This is a genomic window from Streptomyces sp. SudanB5_2050 (assembly GCF_964272335.1).
Lineage (GTDB): Bacteria > Actinomycetota > Actinomycetes > Streptomycetales > Streptomycetaceae > Streptomyces > Streptomyces rochei.
Window position 1 is genome coordinate 7,814,387 of the sequence record NZ_OZ186760.1, and the last position, 23,818, is coordinate 7,838,204.

Below are 23,818 nucleotides of genomic sequence, written 5' to 3' on the forward strand. Positions count from 1 at the left end.
CTCCTTGGTGACAGGTGCCGCACCCGCCCCAGGAGCGCGTCTCAATCGGCGCGCAGGGCGTCGATCACGCTGCTGAGGTGGGCGCGTACGGCCGTCTCGGCCGCTTGCGGATCCCTGGCCCTGATCGCTTCGATCACGGCCAGGTGCTCGCTCAGGGACTGCTGCGGACGGCCCGGCCGCAGCGCCAACTGGAAGCGGTGGCGCACCAGCTGGGCGTTGAGCCGCTCCAGGAGACCCACGGCCGTGTGCTGGCCTGAGGCGTCCCGGATCAGGGCGTGGAGGTCATGGTTGAGCTCGGAGTAGGTGACCGGATCGCCGTCGGCGACCGCCTTGGACATGGCCTTGCCCAGGTCGGTCAGCTCGTCGAGCTGCGCGTCGGTGGCCTCGGTCGCCGCCTTGGCCGCGCACAGCCCTTCGAGTACCATCCGGCACTCCGTGATCTCCACGGCCTCCTCGACCGTCACCACCCGCACCCGCGAACCGCGGTTGCGGATCCGCTCGACCAGCCCTTCGGAGGTCAGGTCCAGTAGCGCGGCACGCATGCTGGCGCGCGTGACGCCGTAGCTCTCGGCGAGCTCGTTCTCCACCAGCCGCTGGGCCGGCGCCATCTCGCCCTGCAGGATTGCCTTCCTGAGTCGCTCCAGCGCGTACTGCTTGGCCTGCTCTCCGGAGCCTGGACGGGCTTCCTTCGGCATCTGCCCTCCCTGAGTGAGTGCCTGTCGACGCTAAATCTAGGGCAACAGAATTGTCAACGATTCTGTTCTCACTCTTGAGGGTGGGGGCGCGCCACGGCGGATGCGGCAGGGGGCGCCAATGGCTCTCGTCGAGGGGCAGGTCGTCGGCGAAGGAGGGGGGAGTGGCCGTTGTGACGGTGTCGGTGGCTAGCTCTTGTGGCCCGTCACCTTGGCGACCCACTTGATGAAGTCGCCCGGGCCCTCGTTGGTGGCGTGGCCCTTGTCCCAGTAGTACGCATGGTCGACGTCGTCACCGAGGCACCTCGCCTTCGTCGCCACCCAGGCCGCCCTCAAGACGACCCCGGCCTTCGACGCCGTGGGCGTCGCCGGGGACACCACCAGCCGCACCGAGACCAACCTCTTCGGCCCCCCGACCCAGAGGTACCTCAACTACACCGAGTGCAGCTGGAACCACCACGACGTGCCAGGCGACGGCAGTGGCCTGGATGACACCGGATCAACCAGCTCAAGGCCGTCCTGGTCATCGCCGACCCCGCCCGTCCCTTCCCAGCAGCGAGCGCCGGAAGGTCAAGCGGGAGAAGAGCCGACGCGGCCTGTTCCTGCCACCCCTCCATGACGACGACGCCGAGCCGGACGTATCGCTGAGCGAGAAGCTGAAGACCGCACTGGCCGAATCGAAGAAGCGCCGGCAGCGGCGACTCTGACCTTCGGCCGGGCAGCTTGACCAGTGGGTGAGCTGTTCAGAGTTTCTTTACTTGATCAAGGGCGTCCCGCTGACGCGGGTCGCCGCGCGCCCGCGGTCGGTGACCGCCGCCCGCTCCTGTCTGCCGCCCCGCTGGCGACGGCGCCGACCACTCGGCGCGCAGGGCCCAGAGGCATAGGCCGGGACGTCAATCGGCAGCCCCGCTGTCCGACCGCTCAGCAGCAGACCGGCTGGGTTCCCGAGAGGCCGTCCGGCGAGCTCGTACCGTGCGGCGTCGACACCCCGGCGGAGCTGCCGTCCGGAACGCGGCCGTTGCGCCTGGCTGGGACCGTGACGATGGAGATAACTGGGCTGATGCCGGTGCGGGGCTGAGCGAGACACACGTGACGGGTGATCGGTCGGGGCGCCCGCCGTCGTGGCTGACTTTCTGCGGCTGAGGCCAGAACCTCACGGTCATGGGCGCGGCGCACACGTGAAGGCGCGTCCCTGCCGGGGCTGACGAGGACGGGGGAGCCTCGATCGGCCGCGCCCGGCAGGGACGGGAGTCGGGTGGGTCAGCGCGCGCGGCTCCTGAGCGAGCGAGGCAGGTCACGTCTGGCGCCAGGTCCGCCAGGGCCGGGTGATGATCTCCCGGTAGGTGTGGTGGGACGGGTTCTGGCCGCAGTGCCGCAGCACCCAGTTCTGCGGTTCGGCGAAGTCCTCGCTTGTCGGCGAGGTCTCTCCGTCCACGACGCACTGCATCGCGTACAGGACTGGCTCCGCGTCCGGTTCGCGGTCGGGCTGGATAGTCCAGGTCTCGTAGCGCAGGACCGAGCGAGGGGTCACCGTCCCCACCTCCGGTCGGCCACGGCCACCTTCGCGCTCAACTCCTCCGTCGGAGTCGGTGGGCGAACGTCCTCGGGCGACACGTCCCACTCCAGGCCACCGCATGGCGGTCGAAGCTGCACGTACGGCCCCACATGCCCCATCACCACGCCCACCTTGCCGCTCCGCCGGTCGACCACCAGGGCGCCGGTATCGGGCGAGACGGTGTGCCCGTAAGCACCAGGGGTGGGGGCCGTCATCGTGACCACCCCGGCGAGGCCGCGCGCGACCGGGCGTCCAGTCGCAGGGCGGGAACACATGGGGTGGCGCTCATTCGCACGGTGACGCTCCTCGGCCGCGTTGATGCGTGCCCCTGGGCCTATTGGTGCCGCAGAGTCGGCACCGATCCTCACGCCGGTCACCGGGACGAAGGAACCTCCACCAAAACCCACTTCGGGACGTCCTGCACCGTGTAGAACGTCCCTAGTGCCGTCCTGAGACGAGGGGGGAAACTCGTGCCGAACGAGAGACTACGAGCCGTCATGGAGGCGGGAGGCTGGACGTACGCCGCACTCGCCCAGCAGGTCGAGGTCGACCCCAAGTCGGTCGAGCGCTGGGTGAACCTCGGGCGTATCCCACGTCGTGCCACCGCCCTCCAGGCGGCCAAGGCCCTGGGAGAAGATGTGCACGCACTCTGGCCGGCGCTCCGCCAGGCCCGCCCCGCCCGCGCCATCAGCCCTGAGTTGGTGGCGCTCTACGAGCAGCGGGCCGACCTCCCCGTCTCGGCGTTCACCGACCTGATGGCCCAGGCCCGGGAACGGATCGACATCCTCGTCTACGCGGCCGTCTTCCTCCACGAGGCGTACCCGCGGCTGAACGAACTCCTCTCCGAACGTGCCGCCGAAGGCTGCACCGTCCGCATCGCGATCGGGGACGCCGAGAGCGACAACGTCCAAGCCCGCGGCCAGGAGGAGCGGTTCGGCCACGGCATCGAATCCCGCTGCCGCCTCGCGCTCATGCACTACAGACCGCTCGCCAGCACCCCGGGCATCGAAGTCCGCACCCACGAAACTACGCTCTACAACTCCCTCTACCGCGCCGACGACCAGCAACTCGTCAACGCCCATGTCTGGGGCGTCAACGCGTACGCCGCCCCCGTATGGCATCTTCGCCGACACGAGGCAGGCGGCATGTTCGACACCTACGCCGAGAGCTTCGACGCCGTGTGGACGACAGCAACCCCCGTACGAGAGGAAGGCTGATCGTGGCCCGCACCGAGTACTACGACGACCCGAACGCCCCCAAGCCGAACAGTATGGTCGTCGCCGCATCCGCCGTCGTCACCGACGACCACGGACGCATCCTCCTCCAGCGCCGCCGCGACAACGACCTGTGGGCGCTGCCCGGCGGAGGAATGGACCTCACCGACTCCCTGCCAGGCACGGCCGTCCGCGAAGTCAAAGAAGAGACCGGCCTGGACGTAGAGATCACCGGCCTGGTCGGCACCTACACCGACCCGAAACACGTCATCGCCTACGCCGACGGCGAGGTTCGCCGCCAGTTCAACGTCTGCTTCACCGCCCGCATCACCGGCGGCCAACTGGAGATCTCCGACGAGTCCACCGAACTGCGGTTCGTGCCGCCGGAAGAGATCGAGGAGTTGCCGATGCACCACACCCAACGACTCAGGCTCCAGCACTTCCTGGAACAGCGCGAGACGCCGTACTTGGGCTGAACCGACTGACGGCAGTAGCTGACGGCAACAACCCCGCACAACCACGGACACCCACGCATTTCACCGGACCAGCGAACTGCGCCTGACCAGCGAAAAAGCAGGTCGAAGGCTTCGCGTAGCACACGTACTATGTGCTGGCGGGCAAGACTCCGGTCCTGGTTCACAATTCGAATTGCCTCATTGCCGGAAGTGGTCCGGCCAAGGGTGTTCTTGAGGTGAGCGACCGCGTGAAGTCTGTCGGCGCAGTGAAAAACTTCAGCCCGAAGGGTGAAAGGGACTTCATCTTCGATCCGACCACGGGCCGCTTCGCGACTGGAGTCGACCAAGGTGTCGGTGGCCACGATTTCCTGGGGAGCGCGGTTGGCGCCGACAAGTCGACGATGGTCGGCGGTCGTCTGCGTCGGGGGTCAAATGGGGAATTGCAGACCAATCAGTGGTCTGGGCATTATGGAATGAACTGGAATGACTCGGCGAGGAAGGCGTTCCAGGACTTCATGGGGCAACACGGGATAACCGTGAGCCACACCCCGAGCATGCATTGGTAGGCGAAGTGACATCCCTGACGGATCCTCCTCATGAGGCAGGCGTGGTGACAGTAAGTGATCTGATGGTCGAGCTCTCGGCTGTGCCCGAGGCATGTTGGATCGTCTCTTCCTACCCGGATCAGGCCGGAGCCGTTGTATGGCTACCGTTGGTGCAGATCAGTACAACGGGGATTTGGTTGGGGTTCGACCGGGAAGGGGTGTGGACGCTAGGAAGGCTCGAAGGTGCAGTCGAATCCTCAGCGGGGAGCTTGCCCTCGTCTTGGGTGACGATCCTGGATGAAGACGAGAGATCACTTAGGGCCGGGCTGAACGCTGCTGCTGAACGGTTCGGCCTGTCGCCCGAGAATGTGCAGAATCTGGTTCCCATCGAAGAGGTGCTAACGGTGGCGATCGGAAGTCGAAGTAGCCACTGGGCGGAGCGAGCGGTTCACTGGATGCTGGATAGGGGTACCTCGCGGGAACATTTGGAGCTCCTTCGGGAATTGTCGACCGCTAAATGGGCAAATCAGCGAACTCGACATATCGCCAGACGCCTAGTGAAGGCATCTGAGTAGTGAATGGCGGATGCCCTCCCGGACGTTCCGGGAGGGCATCTTGCCGTTTGACGGCAACGTCAGCGGACGACGGCTGTGGCGGGTGGGTCGTCAGGATCGTCGTCCTGGGCGCCGAGGGCGTCACCCAAGGCGTCGATGGCTTGGCGTTGCAGGCGGAGTCGGACGTGGGCGTAGACGCCGGCGGTGACGCCGATGTGGGCGTGGCCCAACAGCTCCTTGATCACAACGAGATCGACGCCCTGTTCCAGGAGCAGGTTGGCAGTCGAGTGGCGGAGGTCGTGGAAGCGGATGCGGCGGAGCCCGGCCCGGTCGAGGAAGCTGCGGAAGCGGCGGGTGAGGTTGGCCTGGTCGAGAGGCCGTCCGGTCGGCGTGGTGAAGACGAGCCCGCTGTCGCTCCAGTCCGATCCTGCTGTCTCTCGCTCCCTGTCCTGGCGTCCTCGGCATCATCACCCAGGTCCTGGCCGTGGTCGTCTTCCTGCTCCTCACGTTCGCGGCCGTCACCATGACCAACCGGCTCAACCGCAAGGCCGCCGACGCCCGCCGCGAAGTCCTCGGAGACCTGTAGGCCGGCCGTCGTGGCCCGTGAGCCAGCTAGGTGCCGCCACGGCATGGCTAGGGCGTGTCTCTTTGATGGGCTGGTCAGTTGATCAGATGTGTCTGTCCGGTTAGTGATCACTGATGCGATGTGGGTTCGGATCGAGCCGCTGATGCCAGCCGATCCGATCCGCGGGCGGCGATGGGCCGATCACCGCCGCACCTTGGAGGCCATCGCGTGGAAGTACCGCACCTGATGGCCTTGGCGCGATCTGCCGGACGAGCTCGGCTCGTTCCAGACTGCTCACAAGCGACTGATCAGGTGGGCCGTGGACGGCACCTGGGAACGGATCCTTGCCGCAGTTCTGACAGCGGCCGATGAGAGCGATGACATCGGCTGGACCGTGTCAGTGGACTCCACCGTCTGCCGGGCCCATCAGCACGCCGCTGGAGCGAGGAAAAGGGGGCTCCGCACCGCGCGGAACCAGACGATCACGGGCTCGGACGCTCTCGCGGTGGCCTGAGCACGAAGGTTCATCTCGCCAGCGACAGCCATGCACGTCCCGTGGCCCTCCGCGTCACCGCAGGCCAGGCGGGCGATGCTCCGGTCTTCGAGGCCGTGATGGCCAGCATCCGCGTTCCGCGGAGCGGACGTGGGAGACCGAGGACTCGCCCGGAGGTCGTCTTGGCGGATCGCGCGTATTCGTCCCGTGCGATCCGTGGGCAGCTACGTCGGCGCGGGATCCGTGCTGTCATTCCGCAGCCGGCCGACCAGGTTGGTCATCGTCTGCGGCGAGGTCGCGCTGGCGGTCGCCCTCCGGCCTTCGACACGGAGGCGTACAAGCAGCGCAACGCGGTGGAACGATGCATCAACCGGCTCAAGCAGTGGCGCGGTCTGGCGCTGCGGACGGACAAACTCGCCATCGCTTACCAGGCCGCACTCCACCTCGCAGCCATCCTCATGTGGACAAGACCCTGACGACTGTCGCCCCCCGCCTGCCGACGTTCGTTCGGATATCGTGCACCAGCGCGAGTAGCCAGGAGGACAGGTGGACAGCCAAACCGAAACAGAGGCGCTGCAGCGGATCCTGCACCGCGAATGGGGTGCGGACGAGCAGGTGGACTGGACGGCAGTTGAAGCACACCTGCACACTCCTCTCCCCGCCGACTATCGTGCCTTTATGGCTGTCTACGGTGGCGGCTGCATCGATGACCTGATCATCCTCCCGCCTCTGCCGACCGGGAACGACTGGCAGGCATCGATCGCCGGTGACGCAGCCGGCTTCCGCGAGCTGTGGACCACGGAGGGTGGAGCACCCGGGATTGAACTGGGTGCTGATCGAGTGCTGCCCTGGGGAAGCGGCTGCAACGCGAACGAACTCGGTTGGCTGATGACCGGACCGAACCCCGACCAGTGGCCTGTCGTCGTCTGGAGAAGACACGGCAACCCGCACTGGGCCCTGTTCGACTGCGGTATGGCCGAGTTCCTACGGCGCCTCATGACTGCCGAATTCGACGAGTGCCCGCTGAGCGACCTCTCTCTGTGGGGACGAGTGGGCACCTTCGTTCACCACGAGGAGCAGGAACGCCGCTTCCACGCTGGCCTGGACCCAATGACTGGCGAACCAAACCCTTACGCGGGCATGTTCGACTGACAGCCAGCATCTTCACCAAGGAGACAGGCCCTAGCCGCCGGGACCCGTATCGGCCTGCTGGGCAGGAGCTCACCAATCCCCGGCTCCATCGTCTGCCACCGTGGCCTGCCTCTGCCTGACGAGTCGCACGAAACGACAACACCGCCCCGGCCAGCGCACTGTGAAGGAGCCCTGTCCAGGCCGCTCATCCGAGGGCGCGGCTACCATTAGGGCAGGGGGTCTCGTGGGGATTCTGGTCGTCATCTGGTTTCTGACTCTGGCCGGGTACATGATCAGGCGTGCCGTGTCGGTGTGGCGCGACCCCTACCAGGCGCGGTCAGAAGCTACCGGATGGGACAAGCTAGGCGAGCGTGCAGGGTGGGCCATCACGCGTGGCATCGTGCCCGTAGCGGCTATGTTCGCCTGCCTTGCCCTCATGGTGATTACCCTCATCGGGGCCGAGACCTGGAGCGCGGTCCGCGGTCCCCTAGAGGCTGCGGGAGGGGTGTTCTTCGCTCTGATGCTGGCCTCTCTCGGCGGGGTCCTCTCCATCGCGGTCTGCAACAGGCCCAGATTCCTCGTGCCTCGGTACCTGCGCAACAGGCGCCGTCTGTAGCGATATCCACGGCCCCTGCGAGTCGCTCTGCAGCACGGCCAGACCCGTGATCGGCTGGCTGGCAGAGTGCCGCACGCGACTCATCCGGGCAGCTAGAGCCCAACCGTGGTCACGATGCGACAACACCGCCCTTGACCAGGCCCGTAACCCCACCGCGGACCGGCCCGACAACCCCGCCGACAACTGTCCGCGCCCTTCGCGGTCCTGGCGACGTAACCGCAGGTCACCACACCTACAGGGCCGTGGTCGAGAGCCCGACATCCCCCTCTGCACACCCCCTGCGCTGGTCCGGGACCGGAAAGAAGAAAGAAGAAGGGAAGGGGCGGGACGGGTGGTACGGGGGTGTGCCGGGGGATCGGGGCGGGGCTTGCCTGTTGCGCGTCGGCCCGGGGCCTCCGTGCTTCAGCCGACGCAGGAGCTGGTTGTCGAGGGCGTCCTGAAGATGGTGGGCCCGGGCTTTCGGCCAGGGCGCCGGTAAGTGGCGGATGGCTTACCAGCTTGTTCTTTGAGCGGCCTGAAAGTGTGCGGCAAGGCCAGCCCGGCCCCTGAGTAGGGTTGTGGCCATGGCTAAGGGGATGGGGCGGCGGCCCGAGGTGGGTTTGGGCAGTGGCGTCGAGGACGCGACGGTACTCATCCTGGAATGGCTCGGTGAGCAGGGTGTGGGTGCCATGATCCGGGTGGATGCGGAGCGTTTGCGGGATGGCCGGCCGGCGTGGACCTTCGCAGCCTCTGGTGGGCCCTTGCAGGGTGGGATGAGGGCTGATGGGGCCTCGGCCGCCGAGTGCATGGGCAGGGCCTTGCTTGGACTACGAGAAGCTGGGCTGGCCGTTCCCTTCTGAAGTCTGTGCTCATCGACTGACCATGTCATCTTGGGTGTGGTGGTACAGGCCGGATGCAACGAGGCGGGAAGCCAGGTGCGGTCCGCGCTCCTGTCTCCCGGACGTGGGCCATGGCCATGCTCGCACTGGGCGAGGCCTCGTTCATTGCACCTGTCGGTCGCTGCTGCGTATTCGCCATCTGCAAGTACCGCAGCCGGCCCCGTTACGCTCGCCAGGTCGCGGAGACCGCCGACCGCGGCGTCAAGGTCGTCAGGCTCCGCAGCCCGCGCCAGGTCCAGCAGTGGAAGAGGCAGTTGAAAGGCCCAGCAGAGAGCCGCTCACAAGGAGCGGCACACAACCGACCCTCAACCAACATCCTCCCACGCGACCGCCGCGAGGACGCACGCCTCGGCGATCCGTTGGCCGGGCGGGGCAGCAGCGGTGGTGGCCCGCTCACCAGGTCGTCACCGCCCACCTGGACGAGGAATCCATCAGGGTCTTCCACGGCGGGTGCTGCGTGTGCGGTTGAAGACGGGTTCGGGCTTGGCGCATCGGTCGCGGCTGATGGTGCCGGCGGTCGCCGCTGCGCATGGCCGTTCGGTCGTCGGCGATGTCCAGGAGAGCCGTGCGGAAGCCCTGGAGCCGGAGTTTTCAGACCCCGACGATGTGGCAGGGCCCTGTGAGGCGCCTGTGGTGGAGTCGGAACCGCAGGTCAGTGGCGTGCTGGTGGCGGATGTGGCGGAGGTTGCAGATCCCGATGTTGCGGTAGCCCTTCACACTGACCACCCTCACCCAGTTACTTCCGTCGTCCCTTCGCAGCTCACTGATGGCTTTTCCGGCGAAGGCCGTGGTGGGAACCGCCGTCGGCCGGACCTCGCGCGCGTACGCGAGGACGGCCCGCTGCGCGGGGAACAGCAGGAGAAGTCCCCGCCGATCAGCGAGAAGTCCAGCCGCCGGCCGGTGGCTGGCGCCTCGATGCGGGTCGTGGACGGCGGGAGCAAGGGGAGGCAGCAGCGGGGGAGGGTGCCTTTGCCGCCGGTGGACCTGCGGGCCGTCCTGGCCCCTGTGGACCTGGTGTGGGCGAGGCTGGAGCGTCCGGCCAGTCGCCGCCTGGTGGAGGCTGCCGTCCGATGCGAGTTGACCCGAGTGGAGGGCTTCACGGGCCGTACCGACGCGCCTAAGGTGCTCGCCGACCGGCTCGTCCGGCGTCTGAGCTAGCAGCTGCGCACTGGGGGCCCAATCAATGACCCGGTGGGATGGCTGATCGGCCGGGGACTGCCACAGCGCCAGCAGTGCGGCGACGTCCGGTGCGACGATCGCATACTGCTCGACTCAGGCCGGGACTGCCCCCGGTGCGAGGACCGACGCGAAGACCGCCGGGCGCAGCGCCGGAAGGTCGCAGGCGACGTGGAGGCTGCACTGCCGCACGTCTCCGAAGACGAGCGTCGGGTGGTCGCCGCCAAACAGCTCCACCAGGAGGTGATGGCCAGGACGTGGGCCCGCGTAGCCGAGCGGGAGCAGGTTCACGCCCGGCAAGCAGCAGTCAAAGCCCGCGTCGATGCCGCAGCCGGGCAGGTACCCGCCGACCAGGCCGCATCGGTGAGGCCGGTCGTGAAGCCCGGGTTGCGTCCGGTCGCCGCGACTGACATGGCCGTCGTCGACCAGGAGCCGGGCCTCATCCTTGAGAACCTGACCCGCAATCAGATCCGTGACTGGCGCGTGCGCGCGATGAAGGACCCGCAGGTGGTGTTCGACCACGTCGACCGGTACGGCGAGGCGTCGGCCAAGCGCCTGTTCACCGTGCGCCTGATTGATCAGGTGCAGCGCTTGGCTGGACTCGGGCACCTGAACCTCGGCTACATCCCTTGGGAGCTGTCGTAATGGCCATCGGCATGGCTCCCAGGGGACAACCTGGTGTGCCCACCCGAGCGAACCGTCGAACAGGAGCTACCACCGCAGTGCGGGGACAACCAGCCCAGCGTCCGTCTGATCAGGTGCTCCAGGGACCCTCCCCCCCCCGGCACGGGGACGACCTCGCGATCACCGTACGAGCCGGGCTGACAGAGCTACCCCGCGGTTGGGGGGGGACAACGGCCTCGCCGTCCGGGGCGAGCCGATCAGCGCGGAGCAACTCCCGCGGGTGCGGGGGCGACTGGCCCGGTGTGTGCTCGCCGGCCCCGGCCTTTGAGCTACCCCCGCAGATGTGGGGACGACTTGATACCGAGTCGGCGTGGGCCTGCACCACCGGACAACCCTCGCTGGCGCCGGGACGACCTGGTCGCCTCGTCGCGGGGGACCTTCCCGCCGACCCACCCAGGCCGCGAGCTACCTCCGAGGGTGCGGGGACGACGACCGGTACCGCGAGCTGTCGGCGCAGCGCCTGGAGCTACCCGCGTGGGTGCGGAGAGCAGTTCAGGCCCGGGTGCTGCCACCAGACGCCGACGGGACCATCCCCGGGGGCGCGGGGAGCAGCAAGGCCCTCGACGCTGCGTTCCGCCGGCGCCTGGGACCATCCCCGCGGGTGCGGGGAGCAGACCGCGGCCGCCTCGAGACGCCGGTCGGTGGTGGGACCATCCCCGCGCGTGCGGGGAGCAGAGCTGGAAGCCCTCGGCTTCAAGATCGAGGACGGGACCATCCCCGCGGGTGCGGGGAGCAGTCCCGGGCCCGACCCGGAAGGCCGCGCACCCAGGGACCATCCCCGCGGGTGCGGGGAGCAGTTCGCGCCGCCGACCACGTCCTGAAGCCGGGCGGGACCATCCCCGCGGGTGCGGGGAGCAGAACCAGGTGCGCGACGGCCACGGCCTCGCCGGGGGACCATCCCTGCAGGTGCGGGGAGCAGCCGAGCAGCTTGTACGCCCCGGCGTCCAGCGCGGGACCATCCCCGCGGGTGCGGGGAGCAGACGAAAACCAGCCGTTTACCAAGCTGGAACTGGGGACCATCCCCGCGGGTGCGGGGAGCAGATCGTCGGCAAGCAGCCCGTGGACCTGGAGAAGGGACCATCCCCGCGGGTGCGGGGAGCAGACCGATGCCACGACGGCGGACCCCGCGGTGGGGGGACCATCCCCGCGGGTGCGGGGAGCAGCGGGCCCGGGTGATCGTGGCCCACGAGTCGGTGGGACCATCCCCGCGGGTGCGGGGAGCAGGCCAAGGAAGCCATGCCGAACACCGAAGGTTTGGGACCATCCCCGCGGGTGCGGGGAGCAGGCGGCCAGTTTCAGCTGCACCCACACCGGGGAGGGACCATCCCCGCGGGTGCGGGGAGCAGGTCTCGTCGCGGGGGCCGAAGTCCACGAGGGTGGGACCATCCCCGCGGGTGCGGGGAGCAGCGCGGCGGGCGCGACGGGGGGTGTGGTGCCCCGGGACCATCCCCGCGGGTGCGGGGAGCAGGGAATCCAGGGCTCGTCCACGGAGGAGCCGTCGGGACCATCCCCGCGGGTGCGGGGAGCAGGGCAGGCGTGCCATGCGGGTCGCGCCTGCCGGGGGACCATCCCCGCGGGTGCGGGGAGCAGGCAGCGGTCGCCCTGTCCACCCTGAAGCAGGAGGGACCATCCCTGCGGGTGCGGGGAGCAGAGCTGGTCGGCCATCCGGAAGGCTTCGATGGTGGGACCATCCCCGCGGGTGCGGGGAGCAGACACTCATCCGAGGATTCAACTTCAGTGATGAGGGACCATCCCCGCGGGTGCGGGGAGCAGTGCTGCCGCGGTCTGGAGGATGATTGCCACGAGGGACCATCCCCGCGGGTGCGGGGAGCAGCGCACGTCCTCGGCCGCGAGCAGCAGATCACCGGGACCATCCCCGCGGGTGCGGGGAGCAGTACGTGCCGGACATCCACATCACCGCGAAGGTGGGACCATCCCCGCGGGTGCGGGGAGCAGAGACCAACTTCGGCGGCGACATGACCCGCCAGGGGACCATCCCCGCGGGTGCGGGGAGCAGTCGTTCTGGCCTGCGGCTTCTCGGGTTGTCCGGGACCATCCCCGCGGGTGCGGGGAGCAGGGCTACGGCAGCGTGAGCCTCGCCCCCGAGTCGGGACCATCCCCGCGGGTGCGGGGAGCAGACCCTCCCTCTCCGACGCTACTTGCGCCGTGCGGGACCATCCCCGCGGGTGCGGGGAGCAGGAGGCTCAGCGAGTTGTGGCGAACTGATATCAGGGACCATCCCCGCGGGTGCGGGGAGCAGTAGGCGGTGACGGTGTCCATGCCGCGGCGCGCGGGACCATCCCCGCGGGTGCGGGGAGCAGCGCTCCCACAGGTCCACCAGGACGCCGCCGGCGGGACCATCCCCGCGGGTGCGGGGAGCAGGCCTCCTTCAGTAGCCGGATCGCGCGGGGCTGGGGACCATCCCCGCGGGTGCGGGGAGCAGTACGCGTCTTATGAGCATGTCTGGGCTAATCAGGGACCATCCCCGCGGGTGCGGGGAGCAGACTGGGTGACCTGCGGCTTTACTGGCGCTGCAGGCCGTTCTCGAGCACTTGCTGCGATTCCGGCAAATGGGGCATGCGTGACTCGGCTTGCATCAGCCTCTGCCGAAGCGTCGGCGTTTGGAGGCTCTGCTCCAGCCGGATGGCGGACCGTTCCGGGGAGTTGGGGTGGCGGTGGGTGCGTTCGGGTCTGGGCGGTGGATCAAGGTGATGCCTTCGTGGTCGGTCGGCTGCCAGGCGTGGTCGTGGGTGCGGAAGGTGAAGCCCTGCTCGTTGTTCGTCGTGTGGGCCAGCAGAGCACGGCCCTGGTCCGCGTACTGTCGGACTTCGTCCCAGAGGGCGTCGCGGACCCGGGCGGAGGGGTTGCCCACGAACACGCCGGCGGAGATCTCCAGTAGCCAGCGGGTGAGGAAGCCGCGTAGGCCGGCTGGGCAGTTGGTCAGGACGATGACGGTCACCAGAGCTCGTCTCCGTAGTCCTCTGGGCCGTCGTAGTTGACGCCTGAGGCGACCTGGTGGCCGTGGTCGCTCTGGAGGGTGACTACGTCCCGGTCGTCGCCCGGGGCGGAAGAGCCGGTCGTTTCCGGGAGAAGTAGGTGTTTGATGTCGTCGACGCATCGGTTCAGTAGGGATAGCTCGTTGATGCGGTCGCGTAGGGCGCGGCGAGTGCGCGGGCCGATGTCTTCCTCGTCCTGTGCGGCCACGTCGAAGGCGAGCGGGATGCCGATCTCCGTCTTGTAGAGGTCGGCGATGTCCAGGACGAAGGACAGTTCGTGTCCGGAGTGGATGAAACCGAGGGCCGGGCTGCAGCCCAGGGAGGTGACGACGGCGTGGGCGATGCCGTACATGCACTGGGCGGCGGCGGTGATGGCCTGGTTGACGGCGTCGCCGCTGGTGAAGTCGCCGGGGGTGTAGCGGCGGCCGCGCCAGGGGACGCCGGTGCGGGCGGCCTGGACCCGGTAGCAGTCCTTGACGCGCTTTCCCTCGCGGCCGAGGAGTTCGTGGCGGGTGAGGCCGGCGGGGTCTTCGTCCGGGAAGCGCAGCCGGTACATCGCTCGCGCCACGGCGAGGCGGCTGCGTGGGTTGGCCCATTGCCGGGCCTGGGCTTCCATGAGGGCGGAGGAGCGGCTGAGGGCCCGGCCGGACGCGTAGTAGCGCACGCCGTGTTCGCCGACCCAGCAGACCGCCGCACCGGTCTCGCCGAGCACGCTCATGGCCTGGTGGGTGACGCGGGTGCCGGGGCCGAGGAGGAGGGTGCCGATGGTCGCCGAGGGGATGTGGGTGGTGCCCTCCGCGTCCTGAGCCGTGATGGCGTTGGCGTCGCGATGGACCGTGCAGCGTTCCAGGTACACGAAGGAGAGGCGTTCACCGGTACGGGTGAGCTGCCTGGGAGTGAGCGCCGGGCGGCGGGAGACCGTGCTCATGGCCGTGCGTGGGTGGGCTGGGCGACGGGCGCCAGGGTGAGGAGCCCGCAGCCGTAGGCGCGGGCCCGGCCGATGCCCTGGGTGAGGGCGCGGCGCAGCGCTGGGGGGTCGGTGACTTCCAGCCGCCCTTCGAAGGTGGCGGTGACGACGGTGACCGGTTTGCCCCGGCGGCCGTCGGAGCCGCGGGACTTGTCGAAGGCGAGGGACCGGGTGTCCTGTACGGCCAGCTCGTAGCGGTCGCCGGGGTGGGGCTGCTTGTGGTGGGTGGTGCCGTCGGGCAGCAGCCGCCGGTCGGCCGGTTTCTCGCAGACGCGGAAACCGAGACGCTTCTGCCGTTCCTCGTCGACCAGCCAGCGCATCTGGTGGACGGGAGTGAGGTGGGCGGTGAGCTTGCGGGGTTCGCCCTCCTTGCGGCGGACGGTGTGTACGGGGTTCGCGGTCAGCCGGAACGCCCAGCGGTCGCCGGCGGCCAGGCGGTCGAGCAGTGGGGCGTAGGGCCGGGTCTGCCAGCCGGGGTTCTCGGGGTCGGCGACGGCGGGCCATCCGGCCTGCTCGACTAGGTGAGTCAGGTCGGGGCGGTCGGGGCTGACGACGTACAGGAGCACCTCTGCGCGGGCTCGCTGGTCCAGGCGCCACAGCACGCGCGGTGCGTCGGGTGGCGGGCTGTCGGAGGGCAGGATGTGGGGGAAGGAGGACATGACGGCCGCGTGCATGGCCTGGGGTGAGGACAGCAGGCGGCGAGCGCCGGGCCGCGCGGTGTTGACGCGGAAGCGGGAGAGGAACATCAGGCGCTCTCATTCTCCAGAACGTCGAGGGCTGCGAACGGGTCGTGTGCGCTGTGCGGGCTGCCGTCGCCAGCGGGAAGTGGAGTGGGTACAGCGGTGGTGACGACGGTGCGCAGCGCGTGCCGGCGGTGGGCGGCGTCGAAGCTGACGGGCTGGTCGCGCAGGACGTCGGCTGACTCGGCGGATTCGGTGGCGGTGGTCTCGCGCAGCACGGTCAGGTTCTGCGGGGGCCGGTGGCGTGTGCGGTACCAGGCGGAGGCCTGCCAGGGCGCGCTCGTCAGCGCGTCCTCGAGCGTCGTGTTCTCGTACCGTCCGAGGTCGACCGGCTCGGAGGGCGGACACGAACGCCGGCCGAGGTACGGGGGGTAGACCGGGGCGCGCAGGGCGTCGTGCAGGCCGGTGAGGAGGGCGTGGTCCCCCTCGACGGCGGCGACGAAGACGGCGTCGGCGAGGTAGAACCGCTCGGACAGCGGCATCGATGCACCGGTGACGCCGTGGTGTGCGGTGTGGAAGTCCCGGATACGGGTGCCGGGCTGGTCGATGCGGACGCCGAACCGCAGTGCGGCCAGGGGGGCCAGGCGCGTGTCGTCGCCGCGTTCGATGCCGACCGCGCCGGCGAGAAGGCCGACGACGCCGCTCTTGGTCGGGGCGGATTCGGTGGTGCGGCGGGTGAAGCGGGAGGAGGCCCCCCAGGACTGCAGGGGGCCTGCCAGGCGAAGGACGAGCACGCCGGTGCGGCTCATGCGGGCTTCTCCAGGCGTTCGGCGACGGCCTGTCCGACGGCTGCGGCGAGTTCGCGCAGCGTTCCGGACTCGGTGCCGAGGTCGGCGAGCTTCTGCGTGGAGGGGCCGACACGCAGAACCCAGGTGAGGGTGGTCTCGGGGTCCCCGTAGGCGCGCTCGACGTCGGACGCGTAGGCGGCGAGCCGGTCGGCGGCCTCGCGTAGATGTCCGCCGCCGTCGCTGCGTACCGGGTCCTCGAAGGCGGCGACGTAGCTGATGGGGCGTGTGGTGCGGAGCTTGACGACCACGGCGTCGGGCTCGGTGTGGTGGCCGAAGGTGTTGATCTTCCCGGTGGGGAGCGAGTCGACGAAGGCCTGCACGAACGCCTCGACGGCGCGGCGGACCGGCTCGGTGCGCGGTTCCTCGTCGCGCAGGCCCTGGCCGAGGTTGTCGGCCAGCAGGTGTACGCCCAGGGCGGCGTAGCGGTAGAGGGTCGCGGAGTTGAAGTCGACGGTGCCGATCATTCCGGCGCCGGTCTCCTCGTCCTTGTTCTTGTCGTCGACGGCCGTGTAGTAGTCGGACTCGTTGTCGACCCGGTGGACGCTCAGCGCGTGGGCGACCTGCACGGCGGCGTCTACGTTGATGTCGGCCACGTCGGCGACCATCCGGCCGAAGAGGGCGATGTCCACGGAGTGCCGGGTGTCCGCCAGCTCCTTGGCCCGGGCCTTGTTCTCCTTCGCCTTCATGAACGCCGTGATGTCGTCCGCCCCTTCCAGCGCGAGGCGCGCCAGGCCGTCGAGCTGCCGGGAGCTGAGGAAGACCAGGTACTTGCTCTCGGGGGCGGGAGCAGGATCTCCGTCCTTCTTCGCCTGGTCGGCCTTCCGCTTGGGGACCTCGGTCTTGAAGCCGGCGGCCCGCACCGTCTCGTCGGCGAGCTTCAGCGCCGTCTCCTGCTCGACGGACGGGTCGAGGCCGGTGATCCGCTCGGCCATGAGCTCCACGATCTTCTTGGTGCGCACGCCCAGCTCGGCGGGGTCGAGCAGGTGCTCATCCGCGAAGCAGGTGCGGATGGCCCGCTTCCACGCCTGGCTGGAGACACGGGCGCGGGGGACTCCGCCGTAGACGGCCGTCTTGGGCGCGCCCGTGTCGTCCCGGTTGAGGTTGCTGGGCGGAACGGTCTGCAGGGCGTGCACGTCCAGGAAGATGCGGTTCACGAGGCGTCCTTGTCAGTGTCCGGGGTGGTGTCCTCGTCGGAGGACGGGGCGGTGGTCTCGTCGGGAGCCGGCCGGGTCCGTCGCTGCTCGTGGAAGGAACGGCCCCACTGTCGGCGTACGGCGGCGGGGCCGTCGGGCCACTGCCATACGTAGAGCTGGCCGGCGAGGAGCGCGTAGTCGAGCGGGATGCCCTCGCGGCGCAGCAGGGCGACGATGTCGCGCAGCCGCTGGGTGAGCGCGGCGAGGTCGGCGGCGGTTCCCGCGCGGACCAGACGCTTGCGGACCGGTTCGTCAACGCCGTCGGCCGGCATCAGGCGCCGGACCGCGGCGCCCAGACCACCCGGCCGCTCACGCGTGTGCCGGTGGTGCATGGAGGCCCCGCGGGACTGCTGGTGGAACGCCCACAGGGTGAGGGCCGCGTGCAGCGCGTTCTCGGCACGCACCAGTTCCTGCTCGCTCAACGGTCCCCTGCCGGCGACCGGAGTGTGGAGCGGATCGGTGTCGATCAGGCTCCACAGGTCGGGTGTCTCGCCCGCCTCACGGCCCGCACCGCGGCGCAACCGAGCGAGAGCGGCGACCGCGTTGGACCGGTCCTTGAGGTAGCCCTCCTGCCAGGGGGCTATGTGTGTGGCGGCGAGGTCCGCGACGCGCTGCTGTACCGCGGCTGCAGCGGGCAGGACGGATGTGGATGCGGTGGTTGTCATGGGTGCACCTCCGGGTCGGTCGCGGCGTGTTCGGTTCCCGTCGGGTCGGCAGGCTCCGGCCCGGGCGGACCGTCGTCGACCGAGACGGTGGCCTTTCCGCCGGGGCCGGGGCAGCCCGGCGCGTCGGGGTCTCCCAACGCCTTGGCCAGGCGTCCACGGAACCAGACGTCGGCCAGTCCGGCGTTCAGCCAATGGACGCCGCCCTTGTTGTCGGTGTGCAACCGTCCTTCCCAGGCGGCGTCCCCCGCGACGGCGATGAGACGGTCGCCGAGACGGCCGACGACCTCACGCACCTGTCGCTGCCAGGTGTACCGGTGCTCGAAGGGGTCGGGAGCCTCCACCATGTCGGACAGCCAGCCGCGGTAGCGGTGATCCAGCGCGTCGAACCCCTCGGCCCGAGCGGCGGCCTTCGGCCCTTCCTGCTCGGATCCGGTCGCCCGGGCCAGATCGGCCGCGAGATCCCCCAAGACCCGCACCGCCCTGTCGGCGTCCTCGGCCGCAGCAATGGCCTGCGCGGCGTAGGCGGGGTCCTGCCCATGCAGCAGGACGACCGGCATCACCAAGCGGTCGTCGACCACCTCGTCGACCACGGACTGCTGGGTCCCGTACCTGACACCCACTACCCGGGCACGGACGAGGAAACGACGGGGCAGATGGCCCTCGGTCACCAGCCGAGCCACCCACTCGAGGGCCCGCGGCCGCAGCCGCGACGGCCCCTCGCCGCCCCCGCCCTCCTCCAGCCGATCGGCGAGGAGCGCGGCGATGCCCCGCCAGGCCGAGCGGCCCGGATCGTGTTCGAGCGGCAGAAACACCGGCGACTGCCCCAGCTTCTTCTCCTGCGCTGGGCTGCGCCGCCATGCGGTCATCGGCTCGCTGCGGTGCAGGTTCCGGGAAGGGAGGGGATCGCCGTAGCCGAGGACGACACCGTGGACGCCGTCCGCGTCGTGGTGCAGAAGCACTCGGCGTGACTGCCAGGTGTACAGGTCACGCATGCCGGTCGCGACCCGCCCGTCGGAGCCCGGCCCGCAGGGCTCACGGCGCCAGGCCGGCCGGTCGGCGGCGGAGAAGTCCAGTTCCTCGGTGTCCGCCGCCACCAGGTTAAGCAGCAGGGTTTCGCGCAGGGTGTCGCCCTCCACGAACACGCCGCCCAGCCCGCCTGCCCAGCCGGTACCGAGCGGGTACACTTTGCCGCCCTTGACCCGGTCGTCGCCGACCATGCCGGTCTTGATGCCAGAGGTGTCGTAGGCGTGGACGTGAACGATCCAGCGCGCGGCCTCGGCAAAGGACAGCCGCTTGACGTTCGGCATCCGCGCGCTGAAGAACGGTTCCCCGGCCGGTACGTCGGCCACGATCCGGTTGAGGGAGAACACCTCGCCCTTCGCCGTGCGCAGCCCGGCGGTCTGCATGAACGGTGTGACGGGATGCAGGAGGTCGAACCGCTCGCGCTGCTCCTCCAGGTATGCCTGGACCGGAGCGAAACAGTCACGGTCCTCCCACAGATCCGCCCAGTCCTCGACGTCATCGGGGCCGTCCAGCGCATCGTGCGCGACGGCCAGGAGGAGGCGGACCAGGGAGAACTCGTGGGTGGCCAACTCACCCACGACACACCGAAGATCATCGGCTTGAGCGAAGACCTGATCGAGCGACAGCTCGTCCTGGGAGCCGTCACGCCGCAGCACACGGATCCACGGTTGGCTGGTCAGATCGAAGGACGACGCTTCACCCCCACCCACGTCGACACCGGTGGGCTCAGTCGTCTGCGTCACGGGTCACCTCAAGACCGTCGCTCGGGCTGTAGCGGAGTACGAACCCTGCCAGGTGGGTCTGACAGTCCTCGTCGAGAGCGAGAATGAGCTGATCGGAGAGCCAAGGGCTGTTCTTCCCCTGCCAGTTGGGCAGGTACAGCTGCTCCAGTTCCTCGATGGCACGGTCCATCGTCTCGCCGGAGAACTGCAGGGGGAGCCGTAGTCCGCAGCTCGCCGCCGTACGGGCCGCGAACGGTGTCGGCGTCGCGTCCCGCGGCAGTTCGATGCCTGCGCGCCGACGTCCCTTGCTGTCCGGTTCGAGCCGCGGCAGGGTGGCGAGACTGCCGTCACCGCGCCGCTGGACCACCACGACCTCGAGGCTGTCCCGGCTGTCGCGGACCTGCGCACGTCCAGCGGGGGAGTCATCGGTATCTCCGACGCCGGCGGCGACCCAGCCGAACAACGGCCGTCCCGGTTTGCCGACGTCCCCCAGACGGAACACGGCGGCGCGTTCGGCCTGGTCGTCGCGGTGGCGCTCGAACCGCTCGCCCGCCGTCTTCATGGCTTCCTGCCAGTGGTCCGGCCCGACCGGGTCCTCCCCGTACGCGTTCTGTACGAGCGTGCTGATGTCCGTCGGTAGCCGTACGGGGTGCCGTGACCCGCCGTCCAGGTGCGGGAGGAGCACCGCGGCCGACCGCAGCAGGGCGTGCCGCCCGTACACCGCGACAGACCCCCTCACGGGAGCGGGTACGTCCCCGGTCCAGTCGGCCCCCGTCACCAGGCAGCGCGCGTTGCGCAGACGTTCCGGCCGCTCCCGCTGGGCCGGTCCGCGCCGGTGGCGGTGTAGCCGGCCCATACGCTGCAGGAGCAGGTCGACCGGGCACAGGTCGCTGACCAGCAGGTCGAAGTCGACATCCAGGGACTGCTCAGCGACCTGGCTGGCCACCACGATGTGTCGGCTCGATGGCCTGGCGTCCGTCTTCTCCGGTGGCCCAAAGAGGCGGAGCAGCTCCTTGTCCTTGCCCGCTCGGTCGAGGTCGACGAAGCACGAGTGGGTGACGGTCACGTTCTCGGCGCCGAACCTGTCGCGCAGCGCGCGCGCCGCTTCTAGCACCCGTTTGACCGTGTTCCGGATCACCAGGGCACACCCGCCCTCGGCCAGCTCGCTCTCCAGCCGGTCGGCGAGGACGTCCAGGCTGTCGGCGAGCCGTTCCACCTGCACCTCCGACGACCGAGCGGACGCCTGCGGGCGGCGGACCATCGGAACACCGCCCGGAGCGACGGCGGTCAGCAGCGGGTACGGGTCCGGCACCGCCGCTTCCGTTACTCCGGGAGTTACTCCTCCGTCCCGACCGGAGTACGCCGCGACCAGCTCACGCCTGCGTGAGGCCGGCAGCGTCGCGGACAGCACAACCACCGGCACCCGGTACGCACCCAACCAGGCCAGCACCCGGTCCAGGTACACGCTCATGTACGTGTCGTAGGCGTGCGCCTCGTCGATGACGACGACCTTCCCGGCCACAGCGAGGTGCCGCAGCGCCAGGTGCCTGCTCTTCAGCCCGGCGAACAGCAACTGGTCGATGGTGCCCGCGACGAACGAGGCCAGCATGGCCTTCTTACGGCCCCGCAGCCAGGCATGAGCCACGAGCTCGGCCCCCGCGCGGCGCTGTTCATCCGGCTTCGGCCGGGGCGCGGTCTCCGCTTCGTCCACGCCAACTGCTTCGACCTGTCCCGTGCGGGCCATCAAACCGGCGAAGTCCTCATTGAGCGCCGCTTTGGAATGGGCCAGGTGCACCGAACGGCGCGAGCCGGCCACCCCTGGCAGCCGATCCAGCCAGTTGAGCAGCCGGGGGAACATGGCGTTGCCGGTGGCCATGGTGGGCAGGGCGAAGAACACCCCGCCCGCACCCGAACGCGCCGCGAGAATTTCGGCCACGGCGAGTGCGGCCTCAGTCTTTCCTTCACCCATCGGCGCCTCGAGGACCAGCAGACCGGGCGTCTCCATCTCCCGGGCAAGTTCCACGGCCGCTTCCTGGACAGGGCGGATCTCGGCTCCCGTCGGCAGTTCGAACCGGGAGGCGAGCAGTTCCTGAGCGCTGCGGCCCGGTTCCTGGGCCTGCCACGGTTCCGGCAGGTCGAGGCCCCGCCATGCCGCGGCGAGCCGCTCCTGGTCGGTGCGGGATGCGCCGTCGGGGAAGTACGGGAAGAGGTCCGGATTGCTGGCGATCCAGTCGGAGACGATGACCAACGCGGTGAGCAGCACCTGCACCGGCTGCGGCAGCCTGACCCGCTGCCAGTCACTCAGTCGTTCGACCACACCGAATCGCTCGGCACAGGCGTCGAGCAGCTCGGTCTGCACCGCCCGCCAGATTTCGCTGCTCGCACCGGGAGAGCGCAGCAACTCCTCATGCTCGTAGAGAGCCTTGATCTGACCATGCTCGGGAGGCACACCGTGATGCCCACCCACAGCGACCGTGAACTGCCCGGTCCGTGCGGACGCCCACCCGTGCCGTTCCTCCAGCCATTCCCCCAGCAGTACCTGTCCAGCCAGACCGTGCGGCGCGATCCGACGATCCGGCCCCAACGCGCGCCTGGAACGCATCTCCAGACCCTGATCGCGCATCGCGTCGGCGAGCTGATCGACCTGACACGCGAACGCCGGGGTGGCCTTGCCGACGTCGTGCACACCGGCAAGCCACACTGCAAGGGCGCGTGCGTCCAGTTCCCCCTGCGGCAATGCCTCGGCGATCAGCTTCCGCACCCCCACGGGCAGCCACCGGTCCCACAACAGGCCGGCTACTGCGGCACTGTCCTCCATATGCCGCCACAACGGCAGCCAGCCATCGGTGTCATAGTCGTGTTTGGCCCACACCGACCTGGCCGGCTCCCCAAGCCGACACAGCAGGCCGGAACAGGCGTTCCCCCCATCCCTCATGAGGGATTAATACAGGGAGAACCCGGTCTCACACGCCGAAATGAGAAAACAGAAGGATTCACAGGAAGACGGCATCCTCAAGTCGTATGATCATCGGCCGATCCTGGAAGTACCTACGGACCAATTGTTACCTAGTGTCCCACTTGCCGGAATCTATGAAAGTCACGGAAAGTACACCTCTGCGGCCATAAACTCGCAGGTCAAGCAGTCTGCTCCCCGCACCCGCGGGGATGGTCCCTCCTACCGGCGCGTCTGCCGGGCCGGAATCGTCTGCTCCCCGCACCCGCGGGGATGGTCCCCCGGTCTTCTACGAACCAGCCGAACGCATCCTCTGCTCCCCGCACCCGCGGGGATGGTCCCACGGCCCCGGTGGTGCCGTAGGCCACCCGCATCTGCTCCCCGCACCCGCGGGGATGGTCCCTGCGGTCTCCAGGTCGCGGATCGGCTCGCTCACTGCTCCCCGCACCCGCGGGGATGGTCCCTCGATCAGCTTCGCGGAGGTGATCGGTACGAGCTGCTCCCCGCACCCGCGGGGATGGTCCCCGTGGCGTCTGGCAATGCCGGGGCATCGCTCCCTGCTCCCCGCACCCGCGGGGATGGTCCCTACGCCCGACGGTTCCGGGACTTGGGCCACTCCTGCTCCCCGCACCCGCGGGGATGGTCCCGATCGTCCGATCGATGGCTGCACGGTGAGTCCTGCTCCCCGCACCCGCGGGGATGGTCCCCACGAGAACCGGTTGTAGGCGTAGATGATGGCCTGCTCCCCGCACCCGCGGGGATGGTCCCAAGTTCGCCGGCTGGAAGGACGGCACCCCGATCTGCTCCCCGCACCCGCGGGGATGGTCCCCTGCCGGTCCTCGCCGGGGAGCCGGAGGTCGTCTGCTCCCCGCACCCGCGGGGATGGTCCCCTCCGGAAGCGACCCGCAGGCTCCATCCCCTACTGCTCCCCGCACCCGCGGGGATGGTCCCGTCTACGGCGATGAGTTCATGACCGCCGCGCACTGCTCCCCGCACCCGCGGGGATGGTCCCGAACTGCCGCGCACCAGTCCCGGGGGGGCCTGCTCCCCGCACCCGCGGGGATGGTCCCGAGACGACCAGCCGGTACCGGGCGTACACGCCCTGCTCCCCGCACCCGCGGGGATGGTCCTGGGACTGCAGGACGAAGACCAGACGATCCGGCCTGCTCCACGCACCCGCGGGGATGGTCCCGAGACGAGGTTGAGGCAGAAG

18 protein-coding genes, 2 pseudogenes and 2 CRISPR repeat arrays (1 of these 22 only partly in view) are annotated in these 23,818 nt (G+C 69.4%); of the genes and pseudogenes, 7 read left to right on the forward strand and 13 right to left on the reverse strand.

Annotation, left to right across the window (positions count from 1 at the left end; genetic code table 11):
• Nucleotides 1–41: 41 nt before the first annotated feature.
• From ACFZP7_RS34275 to ACFZP7_RS34290, 4 genes are all read right to left on the reverse strand, one after another.
• Nucleotides 42–695 (reverse strand): GntR family transcriptional regulator, encoded by a 654-nt coding sequence (locus tag ACFZP7_RS34275; protein ID WP_046248361.1) that lies wholly within the window; start codon nt 693–695, stop codon nt 42–44.
• 186 nt (nt 696–881) lie between these two features.
• On the reverse strand, nt 882–1,082 hold the full coding sequence (locus ACFZP7_RS34280) for a hypothetical protein (protein ID WP_385638195.1): 201 nt from the start codon (nt 1,080–1,082) through the stop codon (nt 882–884).
• A 904-nt stretch (nt 1,083–1,986) separates the two neighbouring features.
• Nucleotides 1,987–2,232, reverse strand: a complete 246-nt coding sequence (locus tag ACFZP7_RS34285) for a hypothetical protein (protein WP_125538215.1) — start codon at nt 2,230–2,232, stop codon at nt 1,987–1,989.
• On the reverse strand, nt 2,220–2,471 hold the full coding sequence (locus ACFZP7_RS34290; protein ID WP_385638197.1) for a hypothetical protein: 252 nt from the start codon (nt 2,469–2,471) through the stop codon (nt 2,220–2,222). The genes ACFZP7_RS34285 and ACFZP7_RS34290 overlap by 13 nt, the downstream gene beginning before the upstream one ends.
• Before the next feature lie 246 nt (nt 2,472–2,717).
• Here ACFZP7_RS34290 and ACFZP7_RS34295 point away from each other — a divergent pair, with 246 nt between their 5' ends.
• From ACFZP7_RS34295 to ACFZP7_RS34305, 3 genes are all read left to right on the forward strand, one after another.
• Nucleotides 2,718–3,464, forward strand: a complete 747-nt coding sequence (locus tag ACFZP7_RS34295; protein WP_385638200.1) for a helix-turn-helix domain-containing protein — start codon at nt 2,718–2,720, stop codon at nt 3,462–3,464.
• Between the two features lie 2 nt (nt 3,465–3,466).
• The gene (locus ACFZP7_RS34300; protein ID WP_385638203.1) at nt 3,467–3,937 is read left to right on the forward strand and encodes an NUDIX domain-containing protein; all 471 of its coding nucleotides are present in this window, start codon (nt 3,467–3,469) and stop codon (nt 3,935–3,937) included.
• Nucleotides 3,938–4,068: 131 nt separating this feature from the next.
• Nucleotides 4,069–4,482 (forward strand): polymorphic toxin type 43 domain-containing protein, encoded by a 414-nt coding sequence (locus tag ACFZP7_RS34305; RefSeq protein ID WP_385638206.1) that lies wholly within the window; start codon nt 4,069–4,071, stop codon nt 4,480–4,482.
• A 613-nt stretch (nt 4,483–5,095) separates the two neighbouring features.
• On the opposite strand, the pseudogene ACFZP7_RS34310 reads toward ACFZP7_RS34305, so the two are convergent.
• Nucleotides 5,096–5,470: pseudogene (locus ACFZP7_RS34310) on the reverse strand (tyrosine-type recombinase/integrase); the annotation flags it as partial.
• 219 nt (nt 5,471–5,689) lie between these two features.
• Here ACFZP7_RS34310 and ACFZP7_RS34315 point away from each other — a divergent pair.
• The 4 genes and pseudogenes from ACFZP7_RS34315 (at nt 5,690) to ACFZP7_RS34330 (ending at nt 10,519) form a co-directional block, all read left to right on the forward strand.
• Nucleotides 5,690–6,549: pseudogene (locus ACFZP7_RS34315) on the forward strand (IS5 family transposase).
• A 70-nt stretch (nt 6,550–6,619) separates the two neighbouring features.
• Entirely contained in the window at nt 6,620–7,225 is a 606-nt protein-coding gene (locus ACFZP7_RS34320; RefSeq protein ID WP_385638209.1) for an SMI1/KNR4 family protein, read from the forward strand.
• A gap of 1,932 nt (nt 7,226–9,157) precedes the next feature.
• The gene (locus tag ACFZP7_RS34325; RefSeq protein ID WP_385638212.1) at nt 9,158–9,856 is read left to right on the forward strand and encodes a hypothetical protein; all 699 of its coding nucleotides are present in this window, start codon (nt 9,158–9,160) and stop codon (nt 9,854–9,856) included.
• Nucleotides 9,857–10,045: 189 nt separating this feature from the next.
• Entirely contained in the window at nt 10,046–10,519 is a 474-nt protein-coding gene (locus tag ACFZP7_RS34330; RefSeq protein WP_385638215.1) for a hypothetical protein, read from the forward strand.
• 440 nt (nt 10,520–10,959) lie between these two features.
• A CRISPR array of direct repeats spans nt 10,960–13,062; the repeat unit is 29 nt; unit sequence GGGACCATCCCCGCGGGTGCGGGGAGCAG.
• Between the two features lie 92 nt (nt 13,063–13,154).
• On the opposite strand, the gene cas2e is transcribed toward ACFZP7_RS34330, so the two are convergent.
• From cas2e to cas3, 8 genes are read right to left on the reverse strand one after another with little or no spacing between them, the layout of a single operon-like run.
• Nucleotides 13,155–13,517, reverse strand: coding sequence for a type I-E CRISPR-associated endoribonuclease Cas2e (cas2e, locus tag ACFZP7_RS34335; protein WP_030978536.1), 363 nt, complete (start codon nt 13,515–13,517; stop codon nt 13,155–13,157).
• Nucleotides 13,514–14,482: a type I-E CRISPR-associated endonuclease Cas1e gene (gene cas1e / locus ACFZP7_RS34340; RefSeq protein WP_385638218.1), complete on the reverse strand. Its 969-nt coding sequence runs from the start codon at nt 14,480–14,482 to the stop codon at nt 13,514–13,516. The genes cas2e and cas1e overlap by 4 nt, the downstream gene beginning before the upstream one ends.
• On the reverse strand, nt 14,479–15,267 hold the full coding sequence (gene cas6e / locus ACFZP7_RS34345) for a type I-E CRISPR-associated protein Cas6/Cse3/CasE (RefSeq protein ID WP_228901774.1): 789 nt from the start codon (nt 15,265–15,267) through the stop codon (nt 14,479–14,481). The genes cas1e and cas6e overlap by 4 nt, the downstream gene beginning before the upstream one ends.
• Nucleotides 15,267–16,010: a type I-E CRISPR-associated protein Cas5/CasD gene (gene cas5e / locus ACFZP7_RS34350; RefSeq protein ID WP_030978542.1), complete on the reverse strand. Its 744-nt coding sequence runs from the start codon at nt 16,008–16,010 to the stop codon at nt 15,267–15,269. The genes cas6e and cas5e overlap by 1 nt, the downstream gene beginning before the upstream one ends.
• Nucleotides 16,007–17,203: a type I-E CRISPR-associated protein Cas7/Cse4/CasC gene (cas7e, locus tag ACFZP7_RS34355; RefSeq protein WP_109203807.1), complete on the reverse strand. Its 1,197-nt coding sequence runs from the start codon at nt 17,201–17,203 to the stop codon at nt 16,007–16,009. Before cas7e ends, cas5e begins: the two co-directional genes overlap by 4 nt.
• Nucleotides 17,200–17,907, reverse strand: coding sequence for a type I-E CRISPR-associated protein Cse2/CasB (casB, locus tag ACFZP7_RS34360; RefSeq protein WP_385638222.1), 708 nt, complete (start codon nt 17,905–17,907; stop codon nt 17,200–17,202). The genes cas7e and casB overlap by 4 nt, the downstream gene beginning before the upstream one ends.
• Nucleotides 17,904–19,673 carry a type I-E CRISPR-associated protein Cse1/CasA gene (gene casA, locus ACFZP7_RS34365; protein ID WP_385638224.1) on the reverse strand — a complete coding sequence of 590 codons (1,770 nt, stop codon included), beginning with the start codon at nt 19,671–19,673 and terminating at the stop codon, nt 17,904–17,906. The genes casB and casA overlap by 4 nt, the downstream gene beginning before the upstream one ends.
• Entirely contained in the window at nt 19,657–22,587 is a 2,931-nt protein-coding gene (cas3, locus tag ACFZP7_RS34370) for a CRISPR-associated helicase Cas3' (protein ID WP_385638227.1), read from the reverse strand. Before cas3 ends, casA begins: the two co-directional genes overlap by 17 nt.
• A 209-nt stretch (nt 22,588–22,796) precedes the next feature.
• Nucleotides 22,797–23,818: a CRISPR direct-repeat array (repeat unit 29 nt; unit sequence CTGCTCCCCGCACCCGCGGGGATGGTCCC); it runs 589 nt beyond the window's last position.